Genomic DNA, 13,172 nt, shown 5'->3' with positions numbered 1-13,172 from the left:
TTTTGCCGGAGCCCGTGACGCCCTCGGCAGTCAGGCGCGGGTGGGAGGGTTCGCTTCGGCGATCGTGTTCATCAACTCGGCCGCTCCTGTGTGTCTGGGTGGTGTAGACGTGGGCTCTGCTGAGCGGCACTGCGCGCTCGGCGAGTGAACCCGCGTCTATCTCTGCTGTCGTCCTGTTCGGGCGGCGAGCATCACCCACACCTTGGAGCCAGTTATGTTCATTTGTCGCGCTGAGGCGGCGGCGCGCGCGCTCGCCGTGATCGTCGTGTCGGTTGCTACGACGGGGTGCGCCCTGACGCCGGACGGCACTTCCGAAGAGATGAGCCGTATCGCCAGGCAGGGCGGCAGGTACGAGCCCGGGATCGAGGAGCGGTCGCTCCCCGAGTTGCCTGCGCAGGCCACGTGGGAGGATGTGCTCCGGCGGGCATTCCTCGCCAACGGCGAGCTGGAGGCGGCCTACTTCGACTGGAAGGCCGCGGCGGAGCGGATCGAGGTCGCCTCGGCCTGGCCGAACTCTCGGCTGATGCTCGGGTACTCGTACACCTTCTCCGGCGGCAACATGAAGGGGTTTGACCGGAACTCCTTCTCGTTCAGCCCGGATTCGATGGAGAGCCTGCTGTGGCCGACGAAGGCTGCCCAGCAGGGGAAGGTCGCTCTCGATGAGGCCCGGGCCGCAGGAGCCCGCTTCCGCGCTGCCAAGTTCGACCTGCAGCGCCGGGTGCTGGTGGCCTGGGCCGAGTTCGGGCTGCTGGCTGAGAAGGCACGCATCGAGCGGGAGCGGCGTTCGCTCGCCCAGTTGACGTTCGAGACCGCCCGGTCGCGACTGCTCGGCGGCGGGATGCAGCAGGACCTGCTGAGGGCCGAGGTGGAGGTGCGTGTCGCGGATGACACGGTTCGGGCGATCGAGGCCGAGCTTGCATCGGCGCGGGCCTTGCTCAACAGCATGCTCGCGCGGGCGCCGGACGCTCCGCTCGCCGCACCGACTCCGATGCAGCCGCCGCGGGAGATCGCGGCGGACGATGCGGCTCTTCTGCAGGCTGCTGTCGACCTGAACCCCGAGTTGGAGGTCCTGGCCCACCAGACGGCGGGACGGGCCGATGCGCTCGAACTGGCGAAGATGCAGTGGCTGCCGGACATCAACCCGACGTTCGCGTTCACGGGGAGCGCCTCGCAGGCGATCGGCGCCGCGATCATGCTCCCGACCACGATCAAGGAGATCGAGGGGGGAATCAAGGAGGCGGGCGCGAACCTGCGGGGGTCGGAGGCCATGCTCCGCCAGGCCAGGAGAGACCGTGAGGGCTTGTTCGTCGCGACGCTCGTGTCACTCCGAGATGCGGAGCGACAGGCAGCGCTGTTCAGCGGGAACATCGTGCCCGCGGCCGAGCGAATCGCGGCGATCTCTCGCCAGTCGTACTCCGCGGGCATGGTCGGATACCTCGACATGATCGAGGCGGAACGGACACTGCTGGCGTCCCGCCTGACCGCCGCAGAGGCGCGAGCAGTGAGAGAGAAGAGGCTTGCCGAGATCGAGGCCCTCATGGGAGTCGACATCGAGACGATTGCGGACCTTGGAGCCGGCGCGACTTCTGGCGTGCCCTTCGCCGCTTCACACAAACCAGGAGTTCATCCATGACTCGACAAATCCAGGATCGTGTTGAGGCGCCGCGCCGACGCGGGCGAGGACGAACGTACGTGCTCTTGCTGATTGCCGCCGCGGGCGGCGTGTACGCCGGTGTCCAGTGGCAGGGCCGGATTGCGCCTCTGCTCGGCATGGGCGTCGCACCCAGCGGCGACGCTGGCAGCCAGGGCAGCACATCCAGCGATTCGCAGCAACTCTGGACATGCGGCATGCATCCGCAGGTGATCCAGGACCGGCCGGGCGACTGCCCCATCTGCCATATGAAACTCACACCGCTGAATGTGGGCAGCGGGAGTCCTCAGCCAGGCGGTCGCGGGCACGACCACGCGGCGACAGCCGGAGAGGGTCAGAGGGGGCGGGAGGCGGAGCGAAGGGTCAAGTACTGGTGGGATCCGATGCTGAGCCCGCCGTACATCTCGGATCGTCCTGGAAAGAGTCCGATGGGGATGGACCTCGTCCCTGTGTATGAAGACGACGTTCCAGTCCCGGGCGTGCTCGACGGGACTGGTGCGGTGGTCATCGATCCTGCCGTCGTCCAGAACATGGGGATCCGGGTGTCGATGGTCACCCAGGGGCCGCTGACAAGACGGGTTCGTCTAGTTGGTTACCTGGATGAGGCTCAGCCGAATGCCAGCGACATCAACCTCCTGGTCTCCGGCTGGGTACGGCGGCTCTACGCCGACACGGAAGGGATGCATGTCAAGGCTGGAGATCCACTGTTCGACCTGTACAGCCCGGAGTTGCAGATCGCCATCGAGGAACTGATCGCCTCGCGGCGGGCGAGGGGCCTGTCCGCGGCGGGAGGCGATGTATCGGAGGGGGATGCCATGGGTATGGCGGCCTCGTTGTACGACGCGACCGTGAGGAAGCTGGAGTTGCTCGGGCTTCCGCGGGCACAGATCGAGGCGCTCGCGAAGAGAGATCGTGCGCCGGACACCGTCACGTTCGTGAGCCCTATCACCGGCGATGTGACTGAGAAGTCGGTGGTTGAAGGCTCCGCCGTCAAGGCGGGAGACCGCGTGCTGCGCATCGTCGACTTCTCGACGCTGTGGGTTGACGGTCAGGTCTTCGAGCGTGACCTGCCGTTTGTGCATGTCGGTCAGCGGGCGAGCGCCTCGATTGCGTCGCGGCCGGGCGAGCCCATCAACGGAGAGATCGTCTTCGTCGATCCTCGCGTCAACGAGTCGACTCGGACGGCTGTGGCGCGGATGTCGATCCCGAATCCGGACCGGGCCCTTAAGCCGGGGATGTACGCGACGGTACGGCTTGATTCCCTGATCGCCGAGAACGCGGTGCTGGCGCCGCGCGAAGCGATTATCGACACGGGCGAGTCTCAGGTGGCGTTCGTGGCCGAGGCGGTCGGTCGCTTCCAGCCGCGGAGAGTCAAGATGGGGCTTGCAAGTGAGGGCGGGCTTGTGCAGGTCATCGAGGGGTTGGCGCCCGGCGAGGCGGTGGTGACGAGCGGACAGTTTCTCGTCGATTCCGAGAGCCGCCTGAGGGAGGCGATCCAGAAGTTCCTCAACGAGAAGAAGGCGCCGGTGGCGAAGGCGTCCGACCCGGGGGCGAGGGTGGGCATCAAGGTCACTCCGGAACAGCAGGAGCGAGAGGATGCGCTGGTGCTCCAGTACCTGGCTATTGCCGAGCGGCTTGGGAACAAGGAGCCGGAGGGATCGCCGCCATCGGTAGACGTGGCGCCGCTCATCGCCGCGGCTCGTGCGCTGCAGGCTGAAGCGGCGGGGGGTGGCCTTGCAAGCCGGGCGGCGGACGTGATCAGGGTCGCCGAGACGATGAAGGATCAGCCGATCACCCGTCAGCGAGAGCTGTTCGGGGGACTTAGTGATCTCGTGATCGCCCTGGTCGAAACGGCGCCTCAGTCCTCGGCGGTTGCGGGCACGCTGTTCGTCGTGCACTGTCCGATGGCCCCCGGGAGCTGGCTCCAGCGGACGGAGGATATCGCCAACCCCTACTACGCGAGCGAGATGAAGCGGTGCGGCGAGGTCGTCAAGGTGATCGACGCGAACCGCGAGGCCCACCCGTGATCGCACGAATCATCGAGTTGTCGATCAGGAATCGCGTCCTCGTGCTGTTGCTCACGGCGATGCTCGTCGGGGCCGGTGTGTGGAACCTCTTCCATATCCGGCTTGATGCGATCCCCGACCTGTCGGATGTTCAGGTGATCGTGACCACCGAGTACCCGGGGCAGAACCCGCAGGTCGTCGACGATCAGGTGACCTACCCGCTGGCCAGCGCCATGCTCGCGGTGCCGGGGTCGACCGTGGTGCGCGGGTTCAGCATGTTTGAGCAGTCGTTCGTGTATGTCCTGTTCGAGGACGGAACGGATATCTACTGGGCACGCAGCCGGGTTCTGGAGTACCTCAACTTTGCTAGAGACCGGCTACCGAAGGGCGTCGAGCCCAAGCTCGGCCCGGATGCAACGGGTGTTGGCTGGGTGTATCAGTACGTTCTCTACCCGGGCTACTACAGCCCCGATCACCCCAAGGGGCTCTGGCACGATCCGGACGCCAACGCGTGGTACGCCTCGGTGGACAACGCACCGGCGGACCGGCGGGAGCACCTGACGAGGGTCCGGGCATGGGAGAACCCGGGGCGCGATCCGATCTCGGGCGCCAAGCTCGTGTCTGCGAATCAGGACCTGGCGCAGCTCCGCAGCCTGCAGGACTGGTACCTCCGCTACCCACTGACGTCGGTCGAGGATGTCTCAGAGGTCGCGTCCATCGGCGGCTTTGTCAAGCAGTACCAAGTCGTACTCGATCCGCAGATTCTGCAGGCCTATCGGCTGCCGCTGCGCGACGTCATCGGCGCGATCGAGCGGTCGAATAACGACGTTGGGGGGTCCGTGATCGAGCTGTCGGAGAGCGAGTACATGGTCCGCAGCCGCGGCTACCTCAAGGGGCTCGAGGACCTTGCGAAGGTGCCGGTCGGGCTCGGAGATCGGGGCACGCCGATCATGCTCGGCGACGTCGCGACGCTGCAGATCGGGGGCGAAGCAAGGCGCGGCGTCGGCGAACTCGACGGTGAGGGCGAGGCGGTAGGCGGGGTCGTGGTCGCACGGTTCGGTGCGAACGCGTTCAAGGTCATCCGCGATGTCAAGGCGAAACTGGCCGCGCTGGAGGACGGGCTTCCGCCGGGAGTGTTCATCAAGACAACCTATGATCGTTCCGAACTTATCAGCCGGTCGATCCGGACGCTCCGCAACACCCTCGTCGAGGAGATCATCGTCGTCGGGCTGGTGTGCATGCTGTTCCTGATCCATCTGCGCAGCGAGCTGGTGGCCGTGTTCGTGGTTCCGTCGAGCGTGATCGCGGCGCTGCTGGTCATGAACCTGCTTGGGATCAATGCCAACATCATGTCCCTCGGCGGCATCGCGATCTCCATCGGCGTCGTGGTCGACTCGGCCGTGATCATGGTGGAGAACGGTCACAAGCACCTCGACCGCGAGGAGGAGCGGATCCATGCGGGCCACGCGCCGACACCGAGACTGGAGATCATCCTCGCCGCCGCCAAGGAGGTGGGGCCGCAGCTGTTCTTCTCGCTGCTGATCATCACGGTGTCGTTCCTTCCGGTATTCGTGCTTGGGGGCGAGGCGGGGCGGCTCTTCAAGCCGCTGGCCTACACCAAGACGTTCGCGATGTCGGCGGCGGCGCTGCTGTCGATCACCATCATTCCGGTGCTGATGTACTACTTCATCACCTCGCGTGTGCTGCCTGCGAGGTGGGGGCGGCTGGTCAATGCTCTGATCACGGTGGCCGCGGTGGCCTTGCCCGCAGCTGCGATCCTGCTGGTCGTGGACTCGATGCCTCACCTGGCGCCGTACGGCTGGTGGTGTGCGGGAGGGTGGGCGGTGCTCGCCGCGATGCTGCTGCTCCCGCAGAGGATAATCCACGAGCAGCAGAGCCCCATCAGCCGCGTGCTCCAGTGGGTGTACGCGCCGGTCTTCCGTGCGGCGATGGCGCGCCCCTGGCTTGTGTTGCTGGTGGCCGCAGCGGCGCTGGCGTCGACATGGTACCCGATGTCAAGGATGGGCAGCGAGTTCATGCCGCCGCTGGACGAGGGCGATCTGCTCTACATGCCGACGACGGACCCCTCGATCAGCATCACAAAAAGCAAGGAACTTCTCCAGCAGACCGACCGGCTGATCAAGACGTTTCCCGAGGTGCTCAGTGTTCACGGAAAGATCGGTCGGGCGGATACGGCCACCGACCCGGCACCTCTGTCGATGCTTGAAACAGTGGTTCAGCTGAACCCTGATCACAGCCAGTGGCGTTCGCGCCCGGTGTCGTATTGGTTCAGCGAGTGGCCGGAGTGGCTCAAGCGGCCGTTCACGGCGACGTTCTGGCCGGAGCGGCGGCCGATTACGACCGAGGAACTCAAGTTCGGCTGGCAGGACCCCGACGGGACCATGCATCACGGGCTCAACACGGTCGTGATGTTCCCGGGCCTGGCCAACGCCTGGCCGTTCCCGATCGAGAACCGGATCAACATGCTGGCGACCGGGATCAAGACTCCGGTGGGGATCAAGATCCTGGGGCCCGACCTGCGAGTCCTCAGCGACCTTGCCGAGCGGGCGGCGAGCACGGTGCGCACGATTCCCGGCACCATCTCGGCCTACTCGGAGCGCACCTTCGGCGGCTTCTACCTCGATGTCGATATCGACCGCGATGCCGCCGCGAGGTTTGGGCTGACGGTGGGGGATGTGCAGGACGTCATCGAGGCCGCGATCGGCGGAACGAATGTCACGACGACCGTCGAGGGGCTGGAGCGGTACCCGCTCAACGTGAGGTACCTGCGTGATTTCCGCGATGACATCCCGGCCCTGGAGGCCGTGCTCGTCACGGGTTCGATCCCGGATGCGTCAGGGAACACGGTCCAGGTGCCACTCGGCGAACTGGCGTCCATCAGGATCAACCCTGGGGCTCCGATGATCCGGTCGGAGAATGCCATGCGGACGGCGTGGGTGTACGTGGACATCGCCGGGCGCGACCTTGGCGGGTACATCGCGGAGGCTCGGCGCGTCATTGCGGCGCAGGTCGATCTCCCGCGGGGGTACACGCTGGTGTTCTCCGGACAGTTCGAGTTCTGGGAGAAGACCATCCCGAGGCTGGTCGCCGCGAGCATCCTGGCGCTGGGAGTGATCATCGTCCTGCTCTATGTCAGCAGCCGATCATGGCTGCGAGTCGGGATCGTGATGCTCGCGGTGCCCTTCAGCCTGGTCGGGGCGTTCTGGTTCATGTACGCGCTGGACTACAACCTGTCGCTTGCGGTGATTATCGGCATCATCGCGCTCGCGGGACTGGATGCCGAAACGGGGATGGTGATGCTGCTGTACCTTGACAGCAGCTTCGACCGCTTCAAGTCGCAGGGTCGGATGAGCTCTGCCGCCGACCTGTACGAGGCGGTTCACGACGGTGCGGTCATGCGGATCCGGCCCAAAGCCATGACCGTCGCGGCGACGTTCATCGGCTTGGTGCCCCTGCTGTGGGCTGCCGGCACCGGTGCCGACACGATGCGGCGCATCGCGGCGCCGATGATCGGCGGCTTGCTAATCAGTTTCATCATGGAGCTGATCGCCTATCCGGTGGTGTTCTACCTGGTGAAGCGGTGGCAGCACCGGCATGAGTTCGCGCAGGAAGTCCTGTCGCCAGCAGGCCAAATGGAAACCGCCGCACACGGATAGACTGCCACGCGGCGAGTGTTGGACGTGATGTCGCGACTGGCCAGATAGCGAGGCTTCCCATGAGCCATCAACACGACCACCACCAAGAGACCGATCAGGACGCTCGTATCGCCAACCCGGCGATAGAGCGCTGTGATCTTGCTATCGAAGGGATGTCGTGCGCCTCCTGCGCGGTGCGCATTGAGAAGCGGTTGAGCAGGCAGCCCGGAGTGGCCACGGCCGGCGTGAACTTCGCGACGAAGGTGGCAACGGTGCGGTACGACCCGTCGGTGATTGATCCATCCCGACTGGCGACTGCAGTCGAAGACCTCGGCTACACCGCGGTCGTGCACTCGTCACCAGGCAAGGTTGGGCGACCTGCTCCACCACACGGGCACGCGGGCCACGACCACGCGTCGATGCGGGCGCCCAGCGGTCCATCCGCCGGCGATGCCGCAGATCACTCCGCGCACATGCATGCAGGGGAGGGCGAGGCCCGCAGGGTTCTGGTCAGGACCATCGTGGGCGCGGCGCTGGCGCTCCCGGTGCTCGTCATCGCGATGTCGCACGGGCGGGTGGCCGCGTTCAACGTCTCGTGGATCAACTGGCTCCAGCTCAGCCTTACGGCACCGGTCGTGTTCTGGTGTGGATGGCAGTTCTTTCGATCGGCATGGAGGGGGCTCGTTCACTTCAGTGCGAACATGGACACGCTTGTCGCGATGGGGACGGGCGCGGCGTTCTTCTATTCGTTCGCGGCCACGGTCTGGCCGGAGTTCTTTGCGCACGCGTCCGGCGGTTCCACGCACGCCGGCTCCGCGGCGACGACGGTTCCGGTGTACTACGAGGCCGCGGCGGTCATTGTCGTGCTCATCCTTCTCGGAAAATACTTTGAAGCCCGGGCGACGGGACGCACGACCGCCGCGATCAAGAGGCTGGTCGGGTTGCAGGCCAAGACTGCTCGGATCGTACGAGGCGGGTTCGAGCAGGATGTGCCGGTCGAGTCTGTGGCCGTCGGCGATACGGTGCTGGTGCGGCCGGGCGAAAAGATCCCGGTTGACGGGCGTGTGGAGAGCGGCCGGTCGGCTGTCGATGAGTCGATGCTGACCGGCGAGAGCATCCCGGTGGAGAAAGCGGCTGATGACAGTGTCTTCGGCGCCACCATGAACTCGACGGGGTCGCTACGGCTGGTCGCGACGAAGGTCGGCGCCGACACGGCGCTGCAGCAGATCGTCCGGCTTGTGCAGGAGGCCCAGGGAAGCAAGGCCCCGATCGCGCGACTGGTCGACCGCATCAGCGGGATCTTCGTACCGGTCGTCATCGTCACCGCGCTGGCGACCTTCGCGGTCTGGTGGCTGGTGTGGACGGGAGACGAACGCCTCAGCATGGCCCTGATCGCGGGTGTGTCGGTGCTCATCATCGCGTGTCCCTGTGCGCTCGGCCTGGCGACGCCAACGGCGGTCATGGTCGGCACCGGACGGGGCGCCGAGCAGGGGATTCTCATCAAGGGCGGGGAGGCTCTTGAGACGGCCCACAAGCTGACCGCGATCGTTCTCGATAAGACGGGCACAATCACGGAGGGCAGGCCGTCGGTGGCTGAGGTGGCGCCCGCCACGGGTTTCGACGACGCCGAACTTGTGAGGGTGGCCGCGTCGGCCGAGCGCCACAGCGAGCATCCGCTCGCGGCCGCGATTGTTCGCGAGGCGGCGGCGCGGGGCGTGTCGCTCTCGGAGCCAGAGCGGTTCGAGGCAATCGTTGGGCACGGAGTCGAAGCCGTCGTCGATGGTCGGGCCGTGCTCGTCGGGAACGCGGCGATGCTCGAGCAGCGTGGCATCAAGGTCACCCTCGGCGGAAGGGCCGAGGAACTCGCAGGGCAGGGGCGAACGCCGATGTTTGTGGCCGTGGATGGACGCGAGGCCGGGATCGTGGCGGTCGCAGACACCGTTCGTCCTGAGTCCAAGGGCGCGATCGCGGCCATGCATGGAATGGGCCTCCGCGTCGTCATGCTGACCGGCGACAACCGCCGCGTCGCCGAGGCCGTCGCCTCCAGCGTCGCCGTCGATCAGGTCTTCGCCGAGGTGCTGCCAAAGGACAAGGCGGAGCACGTGCGGTCGCTCCAGTCCGAGGGGCATGTCGTGGCCATGGTCGGAGACGGGATCAACGATGCGCCGGCCCTCACTCAGGCCGACGTAGGCATGGCGATCGGTACGGGAACCGACGTAGCAATGGAATCGGCCGACATCACGCTGATGCGGGGCGACCTTCGGGCGGTGGCCGGCGCCATCAGGCTGTCGCGAGCCACCATGCGGACGATCAGGCAGAACCTCTTCTGGGCGTTCATCTACAACACCATCGGCATCCCCATCGCCGCGGGGGTGCTCTACCCCGTGACCGGATGGCTGCTTTCTCCAATCATCGCGAGCGGAGCGATGGCGTTCAGCAGCGTGAGCGTGGTGCTCAACAGCCTGCGGCTCCGCCATGCCAGGCTTGAGTAACGACACTGCGCACGCCGGATCTACTGACGGCCGGCTCGGGATGGCACCAGGGTCGAAGCGATGCCCACGGCAATCGCCGCGATGCCACCGATGGTCATCCACACGGCACGGTCGGTCGGGGAGCCGGTGAAGAACTCTGAGACCTGCGAGCCGAAGGAGTCAAACGCCTGGAGCCCCATGATGAGCAGGATGGCGCCGATGATCAGCAGCGCGATTCCGACAATGCGTTGGGGTTGCATGTGTTGCCTTTCGCATGACGTGGCCGCGAACACGCCCGCCGAGCGATCGGTCGCACACATCACGGACCGAAGCCCGGCTGAACAACACATCAACGCGCGTTGAAGATCGACGATTCCGACAAAAGGGCCGCTTGGCCGAAAATCAGCCGGAATCGGGCAAATGGGCGCAACAGGGCTCGAACCTGTGACCTCAGCTATGTGACAGCTGCGCTCTAGCCAACTGAGCTATGCGCCCCGGGTGTCCTGTCCGTTCCGAACAGGATCGGGATGACAATACGCCGGTTGATGGACGGGTGCAAGCCGGCCGGTGAGGGTGCAGAGGCCTGCCGCCCATGATCGGCATGCGGACCAGCCTCTCCGGGTGGCTACGCGGCGGCATACCCACGCTTGCCTGTGCGGCTGGCCCCACATCGACGGGAAGGGCACGATGCTGATTGTCGGTGTGGGTCGACGCGCTGCCGCACCTGGCGCGGGTGACGTCCGAACGTACATCCAAGCGGGAAAGTGTCTTTGGCTTCTGCTGCCGCTGCTGCATGGACGGCAAAGGCTGCTTCCGAGGCGTGCCCATGCCCCAGGCTTCGAGCCACAAGTCGCGAATCCCTTGCTGTGCGCCATCTGTGGAATGAAGACACCTCACCTGCTCGGCTGCAATCTGCGCGGTGGACACGGCCACGATGGGGAACATGTTGCGGACTTGGTTCCTCCCACAGCAGACGTCTGACGGCTGGGGTTCCCGTTCGACTGGGAGTCTCGACCTCGGGGCAGCACGGGCCGAACATCTGGCGCAGGTAGTAGACGTCCGTCTGGGCGCTCTTCGCGGTCTTCACGAGCCGCATCTGGCGGACGTACGCGGCGACGATCTCGCCGATCGGTGTCCGTGTCGGGAGCGGATCATCGAATCCCGCGGCGAGCCTGGACTCGATCTTCCTGAGCCGTTCCTTGGCAACCTGGAGCGACGAAGTCTTGAGGGCTACCCGCCGCTGCTTCGTTCCGATGTCCCACTGGGCGTAGTAGGTGCCGCCGCGCTTCTTAAGACTGGCCGCGGGACCGTGCTGGTCCTCATGGCAGGTCCGGGCTTTCGCGGACGCGGGGCCAAAACAGAGGTCAAATGGCCACCGCGGGCACGAAAAAAGGACCTGCGATGTTGCGCAAGTTCCCTTCACACAAGAAGTAGCGGGGGCCAGCTATGGCGACCGTCGACATTCTCCGGCAAGCCCCCGGGGCTCCGCGACGATATCGATTCGGGCTGTGTTTGGGTCCTACTTCAGCAAGGCCGCATAGGAGAAAAGGTCAGAGCCGACAGGTCACTGACGCTCCTTCCGCGTCACGGCGGGGCCGTCTATCAGCCTGACAGAAAGGGAGCCTCCTCGTGGGGATAGGGGGTGCGGCGCAGAGCCACGCCCCGTCGCTTCTACAACGAACGCGCGTTGCCCGCTGGTAGTCCACGCATCCGAGCAGCATCCGCCGCGTACCACGGTCGGACCGTACCGCGTGAGCCCAAGTTAGTAGCTTGGTGGTCAGCACCGGCGGGTCCTGTGGGATGAGTGTCCCCGTCGCCTGCGTCTCTGTGAGTGAGAGCGTTCCCGCCAGCAGCGCCGCTGCCAGGGGAGCCGGCCACGCCAGCGGCCAAACAACCCAGAACGCGGTCTGCACCGGGCCCGCGCCGCACGCGACGGTCTGCATCCGCGCTTCGTTCTACGAATCGCACCCAGTCCAGCGGGCCGCGACATCTGCGATAGACAGGAAGCGGGCGAGGTAAGCGATCGACAGCAAGGGCCAGGAGTCCGCCACCGGAGCCCAGTGTCGTGGGGATACGCTCAGGATGCCACCCGGCTGGCTCCGGTCGAACTTGGAGCCCGGTACGTGGTCGTGCAGTTGCCGGGTGCGGCTGGAGCGAGGACCCAAAACACTCAAGGAGACGCAGATGTTCGACCCTACCGAGGAGAGTTCACAAGTGGCGCGCCGAGAAGTTCTGAAAGCGGCGGCAGGAGTGATTGTGACCGGATCGATCGCCTCCACCATGCTTACCAGTCCGGCCGCGGGTCAAACAGCGGCCGCCCCGAGTGAGAGCGGGGGAAAGGGCGGATCGCTCGTGGCTCGGCTGCGGGGGGTGCAGCACGTCGGCCTCACCGTCCAGAACATGGACCGGGCCTTCGAGTTTTACACGGAGGTCCTCGGCGGCACCGAGATCATGCGCGACGGCGATTTCCAGGGGGAACGAATCCACAACACGTTGCTCACCGACCAGGAGATTGAGGCACGCGTGCGGAAGATCAATCCACGCACCATGGGAATCCCGGATCTGAAGAACGGCTTACAGCGGCTCGATGTTCGGTTCATCCAGTTTGACAACGTGGTGCTCGAACTGCTGCAGTACCGAGACGCCGGTCAGCCTTCCGGCACAGGCGACAGCTTCGCCGCGCCCCTGGATCTCATGAGCCCTGCCTTCCCGCGGATGATGCATATCTGCTTCCACATCCGGGACGATGCCGACTTCAACACATTCATCGCAGACCTGGAGGCAGAGGCGTCCCGCCGGGGCATGTCCCAAGTGAAGGCGAATCGTGTTGTCACCGTAACCACCGAAGAGGCGCGGCTCGCCGCACCCCTTGAGGCCAACAGCAACGGCGTCACGGAGGGCCGGTCCAATGGCTGGCGGTTGATCTACTGCAAGGGTCCAGAGGGCGAGCAGCTTGAGTTCGTGCAGGCGCTCCCGCCGGTCAAACGCGTCTTCGACGAGGCGAGAGAGGCTCGGCAAGGCGCTTCTAGACGTTGATGGATCGTATCGAGCTGTTGTCTTCTCACCACGATGCTGGCAGAGTGCCTCCACCAGGTCTCTTACCAGTGGAGAGCACCGATCATGTCGCAACAGTACTCTGGAATCGTGATATTCGCGGCATGTGCCGCGGTCGCGCTCACGACGGGGGATGCGCCACCGGGCGCGACGGATCGATCGCCGACTACGAACAAATCCCATCCGTGGCGGTCGCGGTCGTCGCCGAGGTTCGCGCCAAGCCCGGCAAAGAAAGCGAACTGCGTACCGCTACCTAGTCGCTTATCGCCCATGTCCGCCGCGAACCCAATAACCTGACTCTACCTCCTGCACGAGGACCGCGAGTCGCGCGGCC

The 13,172-nt window shown here is 65.5% G+C and carries 6 protein-coding genes and 1 tRNA gene; 5 read left to right on the top strand and 2 right to left on the bottom strand.

Annotation, left to right across the window (positions count from 1 at the left end; translation table 11 throughout):
* The first annotated feature begins 214 nt into the window (after window positions 1–214).
* Genes KF745_10760 through KF745_10745 form a run of 4 tightly spaced genes read left to right on the top strand, consistent with a single transcriptional unit; the run spans window position 215 to window position 9,805 of the window.
* Window positions 215–1,633, top strand: coding sequence for a TolC family protein (locus KF745_10760; protein ID MBX3358896.1), 1,419 nt, complete (start codon window positions 215–217; stop codon window positions 1,631–1,633).
* On the top strand, window positions 1,630–3,678 hold the full coding sequence (locus KF745_10755) for an efflux RND transporter periplasmic adaptor subunit (protein MBX3358895.1): 2,049 nt from the start codon (window positions 1,630–1,632) through the stop codon (window positions 3,676–3,678). The genes KF745_10760 and KF745_10755 overlap by 4 nt, the downstream gene beginning before the upstream one ends.
* Window positions 3,675–7,334 (top strand): efflux RND transporter permease subunit, encoded by a 3,660-nt coding sequence (locus tag KF745_10750; protein ID MBX3358894.1) that lies wholly within the window; start codon window positions 3,675–3,677, stop codon window positions 7,332–7,334. Before KF745_10755 ends, KF745_10750 begins: the two co-directional genes overlap by 4 nt.
* A 59-nt stretch (window positions 7,335–7,393) precedes the next feature.
* Window positions 7,394–9,805: a copper-translocating P-type ATPase gene (locus KF745_10745; protein ID MBX3358893.1), complete on the top strand. Its 2,412-nt coding sequence runs from the start codon at window positions 7,394–7,396 to the stop codon at window positions 9,803–9,805.
* Window positions 9,806–9,825: 20 nt separating this feature from the next.
* On the opposite strand, the gene KF745_10740 is transcribed toward KF745_10745, so the two are convergent.
* Window positions 9,826–10,044: a DUF3185 family protein gene (locus KF745_10740; protein ID MBX3358892.1), complete on the bottom strand. Its 219-nt coding sequence runs from the start codon at window positions 10,042–10,044 to the stop codon at window positions 9,826–9,828.
* A gap of 161 nt (window positions 10,045–10,205) precedes the next feature.
* Window positions 10,206–10,279 (bottom strand) — tRNA-Val (locus KF745_10735).
* A 1,761-nt stretch (window positions 10,280–12,040) separates the two neighbouring features.
* On the opposite strand from KF745_10735, the gene KF745_10730 reads away from it, so the two are divergent.
* A complete protein-coding gene (locus KF745_10730) occupies window positions 12,041–12,820 on the top strand; it encodes a VOC family protein (GenBank protein MBX3358891.1) in 780 nt (259 codons plus the stop codon).
* Window positions 12,821–13,172: the final 352 nt, after the last annotated feature.

Source organism: Phycisphaeraceae bacterium, assembly GCA_019636655.1.
GTDB lineage: Bacteria > Planctomycetota > Phycisphaerae > Phycisphaerales > UBA1924 > JAHBXB01.
This window is presented reverse-complemented; position numbering and strand designations above follow the sequence as displayed.

Bases quoted from the DNA above. Each gene is read 5' to 3' on its own strand.
- KF745_10760 (MBX3358896.1), top strand. From the start codon at position 215: ATGTTCATTTGTCGCGCTGAGGCGGCGGCGCGCGCGCTCGCCGTGATC.
- KF745_10740 (MBX3358892.1), bottom strand. From the start codon at position 10,044: ATGCAACCCCAACGCATTGTCGGAATCGCGCTGCTGATCATCGGCGCC.
- KF745_10745 (MBX3358893.1), top strand. From the start codon at position 7,394: ATGAGCCATCAACACGACCACCACCAAGAGACCGATCAGGACGCTCGT.
- KF745_10755 (MBX3358895.1), top strand. From the start codon at position 1,630: ATGACTCGACAAATCCAGGATCGTGTTGAGGCGCCGCGCCGACGCGGG.